This is a genomic window from Rhizobium sp. BK312 (genome assembly GCF_014193605.1).
Taxonomy (GTDB): domain Bacteria; phylum Pseudomonadota; class Alphaproteobacteria; order Rhizobiales; family Rhizobiaceae; genus Rhizobium.
In genome coordinates, this window is sequence record NZ_JACHZP010000015.1 from 52,210 (window position 1) to 67,807 (window position 15,598).

Genomic DNA, 15,598 nt, shown 5'->3' on the forward strand with positions numbered 1-15,598 from the left:
CTTAAGGGTGCAACCAAGCGAGGAGTGACCTCAAGATGACAGAAATTGTCGCCCGGTCAATAGACCCCGTAGAGACACGAGTGGCGCCTGCTGGCGCCACACGGGAGCACGTGAAAGGCCTGAGGATGGCCGCCATCTGCGTCGTGCTTCTGCTGATCAACGCGTTCTCGCAGATCGATCGAATATTGCCGTTCATCCTGGCGGAAAAGATCAAAGCGGATCTGGAGCTGACCGATACCGAGATGGGCCTGCTCACCGGCCTTGCGTTTGCGGTGTGCTATGCACTTCTCTCATTGCCGCTTGCCCGAGCGGCAGATCGGGGCTCTCCCCGGCTCGTACTGGTGTCCTGCATCCTGATCTGGAGCGTCATGACGACAGTCGGTGGTTTTGCAGCAAGTTTCATGTTTCTGGCCCTCACACGCTTCGGCGTTGCATTCGGCGAGGCTGGCGCAGTGCCGGCAGGCCATGCTCTCATCGTCCGGAAGATCGGCCTCGAGCGGCGTGGCCTTGCGATCGGTTTGTTCGCGATGGGCATTCCGCTCGGCACGATGGTTGGGTTTGCGGCAGGCGGCGCGATTGCAGATGTTTTCAGCTGGCGCGTTGTTTTGATGGGTGCTGGAGCCATCGGCGTCTTGATCGGGCTGTTGACCATTCTTATTGCCGGCCCCACCCCTCCGCTTCCAGGTACAGCCTCTCGCGACGAACCCTTTCTGCGAACCAGCCTTGACCTGTTGTCGTCCCCGGCTTTCCGCTGGTTGTTCGCTGGCGCCGTTTTCCTGGGCTTCGCAGGCGCACCTTTTTATGCCTTTTCGATCCCTTTTCTGATCCGTACCCATGGTTTTACCGCGACTGAGGTCGGCGTCTCGTTCGGCATGTTGCAAGGACTAATGGGTATCATCGGGACATTGGGCGGCGGACGCTGGTTTGACCACGCTGTTCGCACAGGTACCGGCAAGGTGCTTGGACCTCCGGCAATTCTGTTTCTCATCGCCAGTACAACGACAACTGCGGCGCTATTTGCCCCGACTGGCTGGATGTCCATCGCGCTCTTCGTGCCCGGAATGCTGTCATTTTCCTTCATGTTGCCATGGGGCTTTGGGGCCGCGCATCTGATCGCCGGTCCAGGACGGCAGGCACAGGCGACCAGCCTCGTCATGATCGCGTCCGGCCTTGCCGGGCCGGCACTCGGTCCCCTGATCGTCGGTATTGTCAGTGATGCGGCCACAGCGGCTGACATTCCGAACGGCCTCGGGCTCGGTCTTTTGATCGTGCCGTTAGCGAGCACTCTCGCAGGCATTGTCTACCTAATCACAAATCAACGCATCGCCGCATTCCTCCGCCGTCAGTGACCGCAAACCGCCGTTGCAGGCCGAACTATTCGAAACTTTTTAGGAGATATTGAAATGTCCAACACAGACAATTCACGGCGCACGTTCCTCGCCCTTGCAGCGGCCGTGCCATCCGCTATCGCCATGAGCGGCATTGCATCGGCCCAATCGTCAGAGACTGGCGCTATCGCTCCACCAAGTGACAAGCGTGGTGCGATCGTCACTGGCTCTTCCCGTGGTATTGGCGCCGCGACAGCCCGCCGCCTCGCGCGGGACGGGTTCGCCGTGACCGTGAACTATCTGACCAACCGCGATCTTGCTGAAGCGGTCGTTCGCGACATCGAGGCGGCTGGCGGTCGCGCCATCGTTCGCCAGGGCGACGTCGCAGATCCCGTTGCGGTCAAAGCCTTGTTCGACGCCCATGACCAGGCGTTCGGCGGCGTGGACGTGGTGGTCAACAATGCAGGGATCATGAATGTCGGTCCATTTGCTCAAATGACCGACGCGGCTTTTGACCGGATGATGGCCACCAACGTCAAGGGGAGCTTCAATGTCTTGCGCGAGGCTTCACGACGAATTCGCGATGGTGGCCGGATCATCAGCCTGAGCTCAAGTATCATCAAAATGAGTCCTCCCGCCACGGCAGCCTACGCCGCAACCAAGGCGACGCGGGAGGTCTACTCAACCGTTCTTGCGAAGGAATTGGGCGGTCGCAACATTTCGGTCAACGCGATTTCGCCAGGCGCCGTCGATACCCAACTCTTGCGCCAGCACGGGGAAGAGGCGCTTCGCGGCATACCGGAAGCAACGCCGCTCCGTCGGCTCGGCCAGCCAGAGGATATCGCCAATGTCATAGGCCTTCTCTGCTCGCCGGACGGGGCCTGGATCAATGGCCAAAACGTCTTCGCAAACGGCGGGATCGCCTGACGGACGACCGCTGTGGACTTGCCTCGCAGCCAGCGAGCATTCCCGAGTCTCCGGCATGAATGCGGCGAACACGAGAGATCGCCACAAAGCCACCCCTCAGCGAACCGATGCATGTCAACGCATAGGCTCGGATCCCGGAACCGCCCCGTTCCGGATCCGCGAAAGGTCGCTTTACCCCACGGCGACCTCCCGTCCGCCGGAGACGTGCCCTGAACATAGCGTCTTCGGCGGACGATCTTGCCCCAGCAGAACAAAGGAACTGACGATGTCGAAATCGTGGAAACTTGACGATATGCCGTCTCAAAAGGGCCGGACGATCCTGATCACCGGGACTGGTGGTCTGGGCTTGGAAGATGCACTTGCGCTGGCTCGCGCCGGTGGCGACGTGATCATCGCAGGACGCAATCCGACAAAGGGTGCAGACGCTATCCGGCGCATTAAGGAACAGGCGCCCCAGGCATCGGTCGCTTTGGAGATCGTCGACCTTGGTGATCTCGCGTCGATCGAGGCACTGGCCAACAGACTGAAGGAAACGCGCGATCACATCGATGTGCTCATCAACAACGCCGGCGTGATGACGCCGCCGACGCGTCAGACGACGAAGGATGGTTTCGAACTGCAATTCGGCACCAACTATCTCGGCCACTTCGCCTTGACCGGCCACTTGCTGCCGCTGCTCAAGCTTGGACAAGCCCCACGCGTCGTCACGCTCTCCAGCATTGCTGTTAGGAGCGCAAGCGCCGCAATCAACTTCGACGATCTGCAAGCGGAACGGCATTATAAGCCGATGCCCGTCTACACTCAGTCGAAGCTGGCCTGCCTGATGTTTGCGTTCGAACTGCAACGGCGAAGTGAAGAAGCGGGTTGGGGTGTCACCAGCATCGCTGCCCACCCAGGCGTGTCGCGTACCGATCTGCTTCACAATGCCCCTGGGCGCCACAGCGCTCAAGGCATCCTCAGGACGTTCTTATGGTTTTTATTCCAGCCCGTTGCACAGGGTGCGCTGCCGACCTTGTTCGCGGCAACATCCCCAGAAGCTCGAGGCGGCGGCTATTACGGTCCCGAAAGGCTCAGCGAGACCCGTGGACATCCAACGGAAGCACAAATTCCGCGACAGGCGCTGGAAAAGCATGTCGCGCGCAAGCTATGGGAAGTCTCGGAAAAACTCACGGGCATCTCGTTCAACGCCCAGATTCCGACCCTGGGGCTCTCTGGCCCGGGCGCGACGACGATCGCGCGGGAGGGGTGAGTGATGGACCCGCTCGGAAATCTTGTCGAATGGATTGCGATATATGGCATATTCGGCCTCATCGCGATCGGGCTGGCGGAGCGCTTCTTGCCTGCCCTACCCTCCTATGGCGTTCTCGTTGCCATAGGTATCGCGGCCGACGATTTTTGGTCCCTCCACACCGCTGTCATCGCAACGACGCTCGGGAGTTTTATGGGCGCTCTCGGTCTCTATTTTCTCGTGCGTGTTATCGGGAGAAAGAGGTCCGCAACGCTTCTCTACGCGGTCGGCAGATGGGTGGGTCTATCGCAACCTCGCATCGACTGGACATTGTCCTCCCTGCGCGACCGGGAACAATCGCTGACGATTCTGTCGCAACTCATTCCCACGGTTCGGCTGATCGCGCCTGTGGCGGCAGGGCTCTTGGGCACAAGTACGCTGCGGTTTATCGCTGGCGTGGCAGTCGGCATAGTTTTGTGGAACGGCTTGTTCATCGCCGCAGGTCATCTCGCTGTTCTGGCCAGTCCCGGCATCAATTCATCCATGCTCGCACTGAAGATACTCATCCTGCTTGTTGTCACAGAGGGACTTGTGGCCCTGGTATGGCGGCTTCGGCGACGATCCGCGGTGCGCGTTAATCCGGGAGCCAGTGGGCGATGACGAACAGAACTGCTGATGCCTTTTTGTTTTTTCGGGCGTGGCTTTCCGCGCCCCTTCGCGTCGCCTCGGTTACGCCATCAGGACGCGCGTTGTCTTCACTCATGACGACCGAAATCTCTGCGGACACAGGCACAGTCATTGAGCTGGGTCCGGGAACAGGCGTTTTTACCGAAGCATTGCTGAATCGAGGTGTCGCTGAGGAAAATCTCGTGCTGGTCGAGTACGGTGCTGAGTTTGCCAACCAACTTAGCGATCGCTTCCCAGCCGCTAAAACCGTCCAGATGGATGCCGCACAGTTGCGCAAGTTGCCGCTTCACGCCTCGGCGCCTGTAGGCGCTGTCGTCAGCGGTCTTCCTCTTCTATCGATGCCATTACGCAAAGTGCATGCTATCCTGGAGGGGGCATTCTCGCATCTTCGTCCGGGTGGAGCATTCTACCAATTCACCTACGGCCCGAAATGCCCGATTGCCAGACCCTTGCTCGACCGTCTCGGCCTGAAAGCGACGTATATAGGCTGGACCTTCGCCAATATTCCACCTGCAGCCGTTTACCGTATCAGACGACGACGCCCGCGGAGGTCATTCGAACCGGCGCACTAGGATCTGTCGTTTGGTGGTCAGAACAATCTATCCTAGCCAGCAGCAGCTACCTCTCTGGCTGTTCCGGCTGAATGCGGAAGGCACCGGACATTCCATCAGGCCATGACGTTGTCCTTCAGCACCCGGCCAAAGGGTCATGCCTTGCCCTGCATCAGGTGATCGATGTTGCCGGTGATATGGTCCCAGCCAGAAAGCGCGATTTCCGCCACAGCAGAGAGTTCGTCGCGATCCGCTCCGTCGCGGGCGCGGATCGCCATCCCACTTTGCACTGTTTGCACGAACCTCGCCAATTTGGTCGTGTCCGAGGTGGCCTCAAGGTCGCCGTCGCTCTTCGCCCTGTCGAAGCGCGCCTTAAGGATATCGAAACCGCCGGCGCGGGTCGCTCGCATGAGTTCACCCAGTTCGGAGTGTCCTTCGCCGCCCACGGTCGCGAGCGTCGCCATGCACCCATGGGGTAGATCGAGATCTCCTCCGGTCATGGCGATCGCGGAATCCTGAAGAAATGCCAGCGCTGCGTCTCTCGCAGTCGAGGCGGCCCTGAAGCGGGCCCAGACCAACCCTTCGTAGGTCGTGTAGTAATATTTGAGCGCCTCCGCATAGAGCGCATCCTTCGAGCCGAAGGCCGCATAAAGGCTCTTGGTCCCGATCCCCATCGTTTCCGTCAGGTCCGCGATCGAGGTCGCCTCATAACCCTTGATCCAGAATAGCCGTGTCGCCGCTGCAAGTGCAGCCTGGCGGTCGAATTCCCGCGGCCGCCCGCGTGCAGGACGGATCGATGTTGAGTTCGCTGGGGACGTCGAAAAATTATTATGCATCGACCACTGCATAAATCAGTTGACGAGGATTTGCAATGCCACTACTTATTTATGCATCGATCACTGCATAAAGGAGCCGATGATGGAATTGCTTGGAAAGCGCGCCCTGGTGAACGGCGGCTCGCGAGGAATAGGAGCCGCGATCGCGATTGCGCTCGCCGAAAAGGGCGCTGATGTCGCATTCACCTATCAACGCTCGGCAGATAGGGCGGCATCGGTGGTGCAGGCCATCGAGGAAAAAGGCCGGCGTGGACTTGCAATCCAGGCCGACAGTTCTGATCCCAACGCCATCCGCCGCGCCGTCAGTCAAACGGTCGACACACTTGGAGGGCTCGATATTCTCGTCAACAGCGCAGGCATCGGGACCGCCGGCATGACCGCGGATCTGGCGCTCGCCGACCTGCAGGCCATGCTCGATGTGAATGTACGCGCGCCCGTCCTCTTCGCCCAGGCGGCGATCCCGCATCTGTCATCCGGAGGTCGGATCATCTCGATCGGTTCCGCTCTGGCTGAACGCGTGCCTTTTCCGGGCGTGACGACTTATGCCATGTCGAAGTCGGCGCTTCTGTCCTTCACGCGAGGCCTTTCGCGCGAACTCGGACCTCAAGGCATCACCGTTAATCTCGTCCTCCCCGGATCGACCGACACGGATATGAACCCGGCCAATGGCGAGAATGCCGATTATCAGCGAAGCCTCACATCGCTCGGCCGGTTTGGTGAGCCCCGCGAAGTCGCCAGCGCGGTGGCGTTTCTGGCAGGTCCGGGTGCAAGCCTGATTACTGGCGCCGTTCTCAGCGTAGATGCAGGTTTCAACGCCTGACTTTGGCCTCGCCTTGTCTGGACGTCGTATTTTACGGCGCCCGGCTTTCAACTCGTATCGCAACTGAACCCTATCCTCTCCGGCGGCGGTCCTTCGTTAGGTTACGAAGTCAAATCGCCCGAACTTTCCGTCACCAGTTTGCTTGATGTCGATGACCAGCGCCTCGTCAAACAGCCGGTCTCCGGCATTTCGGGCCTCTCCGGGAAAATAGAGTTGGGTGGTGAGCACGCGCCCACCTGGGCGCTGGACCTTGAAATGAAAATGACGTGTTCGGCCGGGATAAAGCGTCGGTATGATGGTGTTGAACCACCAGCGTCCCTGAGCATCGGTGAACTGATGCCCGCGCAGTCGGAAACCGACGCTATCGTAGTCACCTTTTTCGTCCGCGTGCCAGATCTCGACGAGGCTTCCGGCGATTGGCCGGCAGCGATTGTCGAAAACGAATCCCGCAACGGTTATTCGCTCGCCTCCGGGTGCATCCGAATAGAGATCCCGATTGAGCGGTGAGTTTGGTCTGAAGAAGGGGCCGGCTTCCCGTTCGAGGGTCAGTTCGTCTCCATCGTCACATGCGGGGGTGAGCGGCAGTTCGGAAGCGTCTCGCGCGAACGCTCTCATTCTCGTCCCCTCGATGAGAGGCAGCGTCAGAAAGGCTGTCAAAAGCGAGCGTCTAGTGGAGGGCAAGGCAGATCTCCCAGTGTGATGGCGGATTAATCGACGCGCCGTTACTGCAGGCGTTGCGCGGCATTCGCCTGCGCCTCACGGATCAGGCCGGAATACATATTCTCCTTGCCGGGATACCATGGCATCGTGCCGATGGAGCCGAAGCCGGGAATCGTTTCCATATGTGCGACCATGCGGGCGCGCATGTGCTCGTCAGGTAGCGGTCCCGTCATCGCCTGGACATTGTCGCTCATGTGGTCGGGGTTGGACGTGCCGCAGAGCACGGTGCTGACCGCGGGATGCGCCATGACCCATTTCAGGAAGAACTGCGCCCAGCTGGTCGCCCCGAACTCTTGCGCAAAACCTGGAAGCGGATGTCCCTCGACCACCTTCATCAGGCGCGCCTTTTCGAGCGGCAGATTGATCAGGACGCCAACGCCCTTGTCGGCGGCGGCTGGAAGAAGACGGCGCTCGGCATCGCGGTTAAAGATCGAATAGTTGGTCTGGATGAAATCGACATCGTCGCGCTGGACGATCGCCAATAACTGGTCCTGGGCCGCCGACTCGTGATGGGTCACGCCGACGTGGCGTATGAGCCCTTCCTTTTTCCAGGCCTTCATCAGCGGAATGACGACCGGCGCATTGGTGATGCTGTGGCATTGCATGAGATTGATCGTATCACGCCATGTTCGCATCCGCGATTGCCGGAAGCTTTCGACGGCGTGGCTCTCGTCGCCGAGATATTCGCCTGTCGACCAGACCTTGTTGGCAAGGAACATCTCGTCGGACCCTTCTAACTCACCCATGAACTGGCCGACGCTGACTTCCGCCGAGCCATAGAGCGGCGATGTATCGACCACGCGACCGCCTGCGGCGACGTACCGCTCGAAAACCTGACGGAGAGCGTCACGGCGATCGCCAGGCTTCAGGTCGAAGGTCAGGAAGGTGCCGAGACCAAGGGCCGTGACCCGTTCGCCGGTGCGTGGCAAAGTGCGGGTCAGCACATCCGGGTTTGATCCAGTGGCTGGCGACGACCCATTCGTTGCCTGGGTCTGGGCCGTAGCGTTCGTGGCGAGTGCCAGCCCTGTTGCCGCCGCACCCATCGTGCCGAGGAAGCCGCGACGATTGATCTGTGACTGGTTCATAGGTGTCTCCTGTCTCCAAGCGTCAGAACTGCCAGTTGGCGGGGACCCAGGCATACCCACCATCGGTCTTCAGCATCCGGCCGAGGCCGGGGAAAGGATAGTGAAAGCCGAGCACGGGCATCTGTTCAGCAGCCGCCCTGTCGAAGATGCGCCGGCGGGAAGAAAGAGCCATCTCCTTGTCGCGGTCCGGGCCGGGAAGCCAGGGCCGGTCGACGTTGACGACAGGGTGATAGGCAAGGTCCGCCGTCAGCAGCAATTGGTCGTTGGCGGAATGGACGAGGAAGGTGGCCATGCCCGCCGTGTGGCCGGATGCGACGATCGTCGTCAGACCCGGGACGATCTCTGCACCGGCTTCATAGAGCTCGACATCGTTCATAATCGGCGCGAGGCTGTTCTTGATGTTCGCCGCAAAGCGCAGACGGAACTCCTCCGGGACCGGCATGTACGAGAGGTCCGGATCGGTGAGGACAAAGAAGTCCCAGTCGGCCTTCGGAACAAACACGGTGGCGCGCGGAAAGGCTTTGCCGCCGTCCGCGGCTCTCAAGTTGCCGACATGGTCCGGATGGGTATGCGATACGACGATCGCGTCAATGTCTGACGCACCGAGGCCTATCGCTGCGAGGTTTTCGAAGATGCGGCCACCATTCGGGCCCATGGTTTTGCCGGCGCCGGCCTCGATCAGGATCCGCCGGCCGCCGGTTTCAATCAGCAACGTGTTGAGATTGAGCGTCATGTGGTCGGTCGGCAGAAAAGCTTGCCGCAGCACCTCCTGAAGCTCCGCTTCCGGGGCGTTGCTGGCATAGACGCGTGGCGGACCGCCAATCACGCCGTCGCTCAAGACAGTGGCGCTGATCTCTCCAACGCGGAAGCGATAATGCCCGGCATTACCGGCCGCCGGGGACGCAGCCTGAGCGTTGGCTCTCCCGGAACCGCCTAGGTTCGGCAGGAGCATGCTAGATGCGCCGGCGACAGCGGACAGCATGATTGCGCGTCTGTTGAGGGTGAAGGCATTCATCTGTGGTTCCTTCTTCTGGGCGCACTGCTTCGACCCTTCCTCGATCGGAGAACGGAGGGCGACGAAGATTTCAGCAGGGCAGAGCTTAAGTTTCGGCGATCATGACACGGTGCAATTGATCTGATAACCTGCGGTAAGTTGATCAGCTTGATTAGAAAAACTTCGCAATGGACCCAATCCGACTGGACAGCTTCGACGTGTTCGTTGCCATCGTGCGCTGTGGCGGGTTCCGCGCAGCAGCACTCGAGCGAGGGGTCTCGTCATCGGCCTTAAGCCAAACGATGAATGGCCTGGAAGAGGTTCTGGGAATCCGGCTTCTCAATCGAACCACGAGAAGCGTGTTTCCAACGGAGGCGGGACAGCGTCTGCTTGAACGTCTGGCGCCTGCGCTTGGCGATATCAGGCTTGCTATTGCAGAGATCGACGAGTTGCGGGATAGTCCATCTGGAACCCTCAAAATCAACGCGCCGGCGCCGGCCGTCGATCATTTTCTTTGCCCCCTCGCGTTCGACTTCATGGATGTTTACCCAGAAGTGAAAATCGAGATCATCAGCGATGCGGCCGTCATCGATATCGTGGAACAAGGTTTCGATGCCGGCGTCCGGTTCGGCAAGCAGTTGGCGCAGGACATGATTGCGCTCCCGCTTGGACCCGCGCTTCGTTATGCAATCGTCGCGTCGTCCGACTACATAAAGAGGTGCGGAGAGCCGCGGACGCCGCACGAACTCGTTGATCACGACTGTATCAAACGTCGTTTCCCTGGTGGCACCCTCGTAAACTGGCGGTTTACCGAGGGAAGCGAGGAAATCGAAGTCACTCCCACCGGCCGTTTGACGGTCAGTTCTGCGCACAATGAACTGCAGGCTGCACTAGCAGGCAGAGGAATTGCCCATGTCTTCGATGACTACGCTAAGCCATATGTTCACGCCGGCCGGCTGGTGGAGCTTCTCTCAGACTGGAGCCCCACCTTGCCACACTGGTTTTTATACTACCCCAGCCGCCGGCTCCCGAGTGCGGCCATGCGTGCTTTTCTCGATTACATGAGGAGCTACGACTGGAAGACGAAGGATGCGCTCGCCCCCTGGTGACAGCACCAGTTCGGCTACGTCGGCCTCGCCTTGAACATGGAACGACAATTGAAGAGCGAGACTTTCTTGCTCTGGATCAACCTCCTGCCGCCGGAAGGGCGGCGCCCGCAAGGCCGCGACCTCGCTTCGAGCCCGCCCTCCGGTCCTCATTCGACGCGCCGCCACTCGATTTTGATTTCAATACCCTCCGGCCTGCGGAACTGTTCGGTCATGCGGTCGCCATCAACGACGAGCCTCAGATCGTCACGCGTTCGTACGCTGCCGATCCAGTTCGGAAATGTTGCGCCTTCGACGCGGTTGCCGCTGAATTCGCCCTTCTCATCGACCGTGTAGGTTCCGAAGAACCCGATACTGCGTGACATGGCCGTGCGATTTTCATCGTCCGTCCCCTCACCGCGAACGTCGGAAGCAAACCGCGGGACGTCGGCGTCGGTCAGAACTTCGACGAAGTGCATGTCGGGCGTGAAGACGAGAAGACCGTTGGGCTTTTCTCCATAGGCAGCGATATTTTTGCCGCCGGGATCGATGGTTGCCGATACCATGCGCCAAGTGCCTACAACCTGGTTTTCAGCGGCTGCCTGCGCGAAAGCGGAAGACGAAACGAAGGCAAGAGCCGCCAGAGCTGATCGAATGGACATGTTATCTCCTTTCCTGTTCTTGGAATCCGTGTTTTGGGACCGCTGGGTTCACAGCTCCTGCCTGTCGGCGGAAACTGCCACGTCTCGCTGCGCCTCAAGGGCGGAAAGGCGTGCGGAAAGTGCTTGTGAAATAGACGAATAGGCGGTGCTACCCAGCGTCAGCCGCAATGGCGGCCTTTCGCTCTCGGCGGCTGATATAATCGCGGACACGGTGCGCGCCGCATCCCCTTTGATCTCGAAGCTTCCGTCGCTGATCGCCCGGCGAACGGCGCCAGCCGGCGTTTCAGCGTAGGCATCCAACGGTACCGCCTGAACGAGATTCGCTCCGAAATTCGTGCCCGTCGGCCCAGGCTCAGCGATGATGAAATCGATGCCGAAAGGCGCCACCTCCTGCGCCACGGCTTCGACAAAACCCTCGATGCCCCACTTGGTCGCGTGATAGAGACTGAAGCCCGGATATGCGATTTGTCCGCCCTCGGACGAGACCTGGACGATCCGCCCGCCGCCTTGCCTTCGAAGAAGAGGCAACGCGGCACGGATGAGATGGATGGATCCCGTAAGGTTGGTGGCGATCTGCCGGTCGATCTGATCATTCGCGAGCTCTTCCGCAGCACCGAACAGGCCATAGCCCGCGTTGCTGACGATCACGTCGATCTGGCCGTGCCGCTGGAAGGCTCCTTCCACGGCGGCGGTAATGCTCTCCGGCTTGACCAGATCGAGCTGAACGATGTCCAGGCGCTTGCGGTATTCCTGCTCAAGCTGCGCCAGCGTTCCCGGGCGGCGAAGTGTTGCGATTACCTTATGTCCTTGGGCGAGCAACTGCTGCGTCATCTCGAAACCGAGCCCGGAAGAAGCGCCGGTAATGAACCATGTCTTTGGCATGTGAACTCCTCATCTATTCATCCCTCAAGATGTAGAACAGCAACATTGGTGGTATAAGATCTTCAGTTTGGCATGAGCTGGTGAGGATAATTCACGAATGATGCGCCCTAGTCTGAATGACCTTGCCGCCTTTGCCGCGGTTGCCAATCACCAGAGCTTTCGGAGAGCGGCTGACATCATGGGGGTCTCGCGCTCCGCCCTCAGCCACGCGATTATCGGATTGGAAGCAAAGCTGGACGTCCGCCTCTTCAATCGAACGACACGCAGCGTATCGCTGACGCAGGCCGGCGCGCGCCTGCTCGCACGACTCGACCCGGTCCTGCAGGATCTCGATCAAGCACTCGATACTCTATCGGAGGAGCGCGGAGCCCCAAGCGGCTCGCTGCGGATCAACGCGAACAAGAGCGGCGCCCGTATCTTGCTCAGCGACGTCGTTCCGCGCTTTCTCGATCTCTATCCCGATGTCGAGCTTGATCTTGTTTCGGAAGGTCGGCTCGTCGATATCGTGGAACAGGGTTTCGATGCCGGAATACGCCTGCTGGAAACTGTCCCGAAAGACATGGTCGCGGTGAAGTTCGGTGGCGACGTGCGTTTCATCGCCGTGGCAGCACCTTCCTATCTGGACGGGAAAGCAGGACCGCACACGCCCGACGATCTTTATGCGCATTGCTGCGTCCGCCAACGTTTGCCGAGCGGAAAGCGCTATCGCTGGGAGTTTTCCAAACGCGGCGCCGAAGTGGCGATCGATGTGCCGGGCAACCTCACACTCGATGACAATGATCTTCTCGTGCAGGCGGCGGCGGACGGGCGCGGTATTGCCTATGTCCCGGAATACTTCGCCCAGCCGTTTCTGGGGTCCGGTCAGCTGGTGACGGTACTTGATGACTGGTGCCCGCCGACGCCTGGTCTGGCCCTCTATTACCCGCGCAACCGGCACGTCCCATCCCCGCTTCGGGCCTTCATCGACCTCTTGCGAGAGGTGGACAGAACACGATGAGGGGACGACGGTGAATGGCATCCGCCCCCTCAGATGATGTGGTAGACCCGCGGCACCCATCGCTTTTAGCCCTTTCGCATTGCGGATGCTCGCCTGGTATGTCAGGGCGTCGATGGCTTGCGCCGCAAGATCATGCCGCCATGGTGCAACGTGTTGGCATCGACGAAATCGCCGTCGGCAGTGAAGCCCGTGTCATCCCAGTACTCGATATGCGTTCCGTCGACTTCGTAACGGCCCTCATAAGCTCGCTCGCGCTGGCCGCGGGCCTCGACATAGCGTCCGTTCGGCAGAAGCTCATGGCGAACACGGTTGTCCTCGGTCACCCACATGCCTGTGTAGGGATGGTTCGGCTGCAAATTGGTCTCCTGTGCTTCTACGGGCTGAATCGAAAGGGTGGCGGCTGTTATGACTGCTGCAAATGGCTGTCGCATGGTCGGGCTCCGCTAAATGTTGCTGTTTCGGTCCGGAGGCGATCGCACATAGATGCGTGATGCGGTTCGGCAGACGCTCAGGTCTGCCGAACCGCAGGCGTCGGTCACTCGGAGCGTGGAGCGTTGTTGTCGACGACCTGCTGATAGGCAACGAGGTCCAGAAAGGCCTCCGCGTTGACGACGAGGCCGTTCTTCATCTTGAGTATCCAGACGAACTGGTTGCGATAAGGTGCGCCTGAGGTCGTGATCGCCGTTCCGTCGAAGCGGATGATGACCGTGTCGCCGTCGGCGAAGATGTTGTGCACCTCCGGCGCGATCGGGGTCGCGAGCCGGCTGGTCAGGGGGCGCGATGCCTGTTCGACAAAATCCTTCTGGTTGCGATAGGTGCCGGCGACCGGCCCGGAACCATGGATTGTCCAGACGACGTTGGGAGCGAGAAGCTCGCCGAAGACATAGGTGCCCCCGCGCCATTTTTCGAAGGCGGCTTCGACGATCGCTCTGTTCCGTTGCTCGATAGCCGCACTGTCCGCAGCCTGCACCTGCGTTGCCGTGGCGTTCGCAATGGCTGTGCCCGGAAGAGCGAGCGACAGCAATGCCAGTGTGATCAGAGCTCTTCGGCTCGCGCCGGGGACCCATTGGCGTGTCGGAAGAATGGTCATGGCATAGTCCTTTCCTTGCTGCTGAGAGCCTGATGAGACCCATCGGCCGGCACTGAAGCTGCGTGCACCGCCGACAGGCTCGCGTCCTAATTCGTATGATCGAAGGTAGGCGCCTCGATGAGATCGGACAATTTGCCCAATGATGACCACTCTGGTAAATCTATCTAACCAATGACAATCGATCTGAATGGCATCTCTGTTTTCCTGGCAATCGCCGAAGCGCGGAGCTTTCGCGTGGCCGCGGAGAATCTGGGCGTAACACGGCCCGCGGTCAGCCAGACGATCCGGCGTCTCGAAGATCGGCTAGGTGTGGCGCTCGTGCAGCGCACGACACGCAGCGTCAGTCTCACGGAGGCCGGCGAACAACTCTATCAGCGAGTGGCGCCGGCCATTTCCGAAGTCGGACTGGCGCTCGACGCGACGGCGGACCGCGACAGCGCACCGGGCGGACTGTTGAGACTTGCGGTGTCATCCATCGCCGAGCCGTTCATCTCCGGGCCGCTTCTGGCGCGATTTGCGGACACCTTTCCCGCTGTTCAGGTCGACGTGACTGTCACGGACGAGGAATTCGACATTGTCGCGGAAGGCTATGATGCCGGTGTACGTTTGGGCGAGGTCATCGATCAGGACATGATCGCTGTTCCGGTCTCGGGCGATCAGCGTCAGGGCGCCTTCGCCGCCCCATCCTACATCGAACGCTTCGGCAAGCCTGAGCATCCTTCGGAGCTCGCCGCGCATCGGTGCATCGGCTGGCGACCAGCGCCACACAGCGCACCCTATCGCTGGGAATTCGGCGAAAACGGGCGCGAATTCGACGTGGCTGTCGACCCGCACATAACCACCAACGACATGTGGCTTATGATCCGCACGGCCTGTGCCGGCGGCGGCATCACCTTCGGTATGGAGGACACGTTCAAACCCTATGTCGCATCCGGTCGACTGGTCCCTCTCCTTCAGGACTATTGCCCTCCGTTTGCCGGCTTCTTTCTGTATTACCCCAGCCGGCGCAATCTCGCTCCCAAGCTTCGGGCGCTCATCGATCACGTGAAGCGGTGGCGATAACGCCACCAGCGACGTCGTCGTCATCACAGTCATTGCCGGCCTGATCGCGTCGCTTATGCCTAAGACGGCTGTCCAGCTTTCTGGCCCGTCCCCTTGAGATCGCTTCATCCGATCCGACAGCATCGAGCCTTGACATTCGTTCGCTACCTTGCGATTATCGTATGGTAGCAAACGAATAAACAGGCCATTTCTATGCGTGATCAGGCGGACACCAAAGACCTCTCCGTAGGAGCATGGACGAAGCGGTGTTATTTTGCGGGCCGGGCCCTCATGGACGAGCGTCTGCGGCCATTCGATCTCGGATCCACGCAGTGGTATGTGCTCTGGTATCTCGTCAACAACGGCCCGTCCGTCCAGCGAGACCTCGGCCGCGCACTTGAACTTGAACGAGCCACCTTAAGCGGAATCATTGCAACGCTCGTCCGCAAGGATCTGGTTGCGCAGACCGCGGATGGAGGCGATCAGCGTCAACGTCTGCTGACGCTGACAGCTGCAGGCCAGGCGCTGTGGCGCAGACTTCCTGATCTTTCTTTCATTCATGACGCTGCCTTCGGCGGGATCGACGAGGCCGATGTGGCCACGACCATCCGTGTCCTCAAATCAGCGACCGAACGACTGCAGACCCTGTTGCGAAAGGACTAAGC

The 15,598-nt window shown here is 60.0% G+C and carries 18 protein-coding genes; 10 read left to right on the forward strand and 8 right to left on the reverse strand.

The annotated features are described in order from the left end of the window. Positions 1 to 35: 35 nt before the first annotated feature. The 5 genes from FHT85_RS28855 (at position 36) to FHT85_RS28875 (ending at position 4,742) form a co-directional block, all read left to right on the forward strand. Entirely contained in the window at positions 36 to 1,349 is a 1,314-nt protein-coding gene (locus FHT85_RS28855; protein ID WP_183774749.1) for an MFS transporter, read from the forward strand. A 54-nt stretch (positions 1,350 to 1,403) separates the two neighbouring features. Beyond that, on the forward strand, positions 1,404 to 2,255 hold the full coding sequence (locus FHT85_RS28860; protein WP_183774750.1) for an SDR family oxidoreductase: 852 nt from the start codon (positions 1,404 to 1,406) through the stop codon (positions 2,253 to 2,255). Positions 2,256 to 2,520: 265 nt separating this feature from the next. Beyond that, complete coding sequence (locus FHT85_RS28865) at positions 2,521 to 3,504, forward strand: oxidoreductase (protein ID WP_183774752.1); 984 nt, start codon at positions 2,521 to 2,523, stop codon at positions 3,502 to 3,504. A gap of 3 nt (positions 3,505 to 3,507) precedes the next feature. Further along, positions 3,508 to 4,143, forward strand: coding sequence for a DedA family protein (locus FHT85_RS28870; RefSeq protein WP_113241176.1), 636 nt, complete (start codon positions 3,508 to 3,510; stop codon positions 4,141 to 4,143). Then, complete coding sequence (locus FHT85_RS28875) at positions 4,140 to 4,742, forward strand: class I SAM-dependent methyltransferase (protein WP_183774754.1); 603 nt, start codon at positions 4,140 to 4,142, stop codon at positions 4,740 to 4,742. The genes FHT85_RS28870 and FHT85_RS28875 overlap by 4 nt, the downstream gene beginning before the upstream one ends. 134 nt (positions 4,743 to 4,876) lie before the next feature. On the opposite strand, the gene FHT85_RS28880 is transcribed toward FHT85_RS28875, so the two are convergent. After that, a complete protein-coding gene (locus FHT85_RS28880; protein ID WP_246780135.1) occupies positions 4,877 to 5,557 on the reverse strand; it encodes a TetR/AcrR family transcriptional regulator in 681 nt (226 codons plus the stop codon). A 79-nt stretch (positions 5,558 to 5,636) separates the two neighbouring features. Between FHT85_RS28880 and FHT85_RS28885 the strand changes: the two genes are divergently transcribed. After that, positions 5,637 to 6,377 (forward strand): SDR family NAD(P)-dependent oxidoreductase, encoded by a 741-nt coding sequence (locus tag FHT85_RS28885; RefSeq protein ID WP_113241173.1) that lies wholly within the window; start codon positions 5,637 to 5,639, stop codon positions 6,375 to 6,377. 96 nt (positions 6,378 to 6,473) lie between these two features. On the opposite strand, the gene FHT85_RS28890 is transcribed toward FHT85_RS28885, so the two are convergent. From FHT85_RS28890 to FHT85_RS28900, 3 genes are read right to left on the reverse strand one after another with little or no spacing between them, the layout of a single operon-like run. Then, positions 6,474 to 7,058 carry an intradiol ring-cleavage dioxygenase gene (locus FHT85_RS28890; protein ID WP_183774756.1) on the reverse strand — a complete coding sequence of 195 codons (585 nt, stop codon included), beginning with the start codon at positions 7,056 to 7,058 and terminating at the stop codon, positions 6,474 to 6,476. Between the two features lie 41 nt (positions 7,059 to 7,099). Continuing rightward, a complete protein-coding gene (locus tag FHT85_RS28895) occupies positions 7,100 to 8,182 on the reverse strand; it encodes an aldo/keto reductase (protein ID WP_183774759.1) in 1,083 nt (360 codons plus the stop codon). Positions 8,183 to 8,204: 22 nt separating this feature from the next. Beyond that, the gene (locus FHT85_RS28900) at positions 8,205 to 9,197 is read right to left on the reverse strand and encodes an MBL fold metallo-hydrolase (RefSeq protein ID WP_113241170.1); all 993 of its coding nucleotides are present in this window, start codon (positions 9,195 to 9,197) and stop codon (positions 8,205 to 8,207) included. Between the two features lie 167 nt (positions 9,198 to 9,364). On the opposite strand from FHT85_RS28900, the gene FHT85_RS28905 reads away from it, so the two are divergent. Continuing rightward, positions 9,365 to 10,285 carry a LysR family transcriptional regulator gene (locus FHT85_RS28905; RefSeq protein ID WP_113241169.1) on the forward strand — a complete coding sequence of 307 codons (921 nt, stop codon included), beginning with the start codon at positions 9,365 to 9,367 and terminating at the stop codon, positions 10,283 to 10,285. A gap of 146 nt (positions 10,286 to 10,431) precedes the next feature. Here the strand turns inward: FHT85_RS28905 and FHT85_RS28910 are convergent, their stop codons facing one another. Then, complete coding sequence (locus FHT85_RS28910) at positions 10,432 to 10,923, reverse strand: lipocalin-like domain-containing protein (protein ID WP_113241168.1); 492 nt, start codon at positions 10,921 to 10,923, stop codon at positions 10,432 to 10,434. 48 nt (positions 10,924 to 10,971) lie between these two features. Further along, positions 10,972 to 11,805, reverse strand: a complete 834-nt coding sequence (locus FHT85_RS28915; RefSeq protein WP_113241167.1) for an SDR family oxidoreductase — start codon at positions 11,803 to 11,805, stop codon at positions 10,972 to 10,974. Positions 11,806 to 11,902: 97 nt separating this feature from the next. On the opposite strand from FHT85_RS28915, the gene FHT85_RS28920 reads away from it, so the two are divergent. Beyond that, positions 11,903 to 12,802 carry a LysR family transcriptional regulator gene (locus FHT85_RS28920; RefSeq protein ID WP_183774762.1) on the forward strand — a complete coding sequence of 300 codons (900 nt, stop codon included), beginning with the start codon at positions 11,903 to 11,905 and terminating at the stop codon, positions 12,800 to 12,802. Between the two features lie 101 nt (positions 12,803 to 12,903). On the opposite strand, the gene FHT85_RS28925 is transcribed toward FHT85_RS28920, so the two are convergent. Beyond that, positions 12,904 to 13,233 carry an Atu4866 domain-containing protein gene (locus FHT85_RS28925; protein WP_183774765.1) on the reverse strand — a complete coding sequence of 110 codons (330 nt, stop codon included), beginning with the start codon at positions 13,231 to 13,233 and terminating at the stop codon, positions 12,904 to 12,906. 104 nt (positions 13,234 to 13,337) lie between these two features. Next, on the reverse strand, positions 13,338 to 13,892 hold the full coding sequence (locus tag FHT85_RS28930) for a nuclear transport factor 2 family protein (RefSeq protein WP_113241165.1): 555 nt from the start codon (positions 13,890 to 13,892) through the stop codon (positions 13,338 to 13,340). Positions 13,893 to 14,063: 171 nt separating this feature from the next. On the opposite strand from FHT85_RS28930, the gene FHT85_RS28935 reads away from it, so the two are divergent. Together FHT85_RS28935 and FHT85_RS28940 are read left to right on the forward strand one after the other, a co-directional pair. Beyond that, positions 14,064 to 14,954 (forward strand): LysR family transcriptional regulator, encoded by an 891-nt coding sequence (locus FHT85_RS28935; protein WP_183774768.1) that lies wholly within the window; start codon positions 14,064 to 14,066, stop codon positions 14,952 to 14,954. A 270-nt stretch (positions 14,955 to 15,224) separates the two neighbouring features. Further along, positions 15,225 to 15,596 (forward strand): MarR family winged helix-turn-helix transcriptional regulator, encoded by a 372-nt coding sequence (locus FHT85_RS28940; protein WP_246780136.1) that lies wholly within the window; start codon positions 15,225 to 15,227, stop codon positions 15,594 to 15,596. Positions 15,597 to 15,598: the final 2 nt, after the last annotated feature.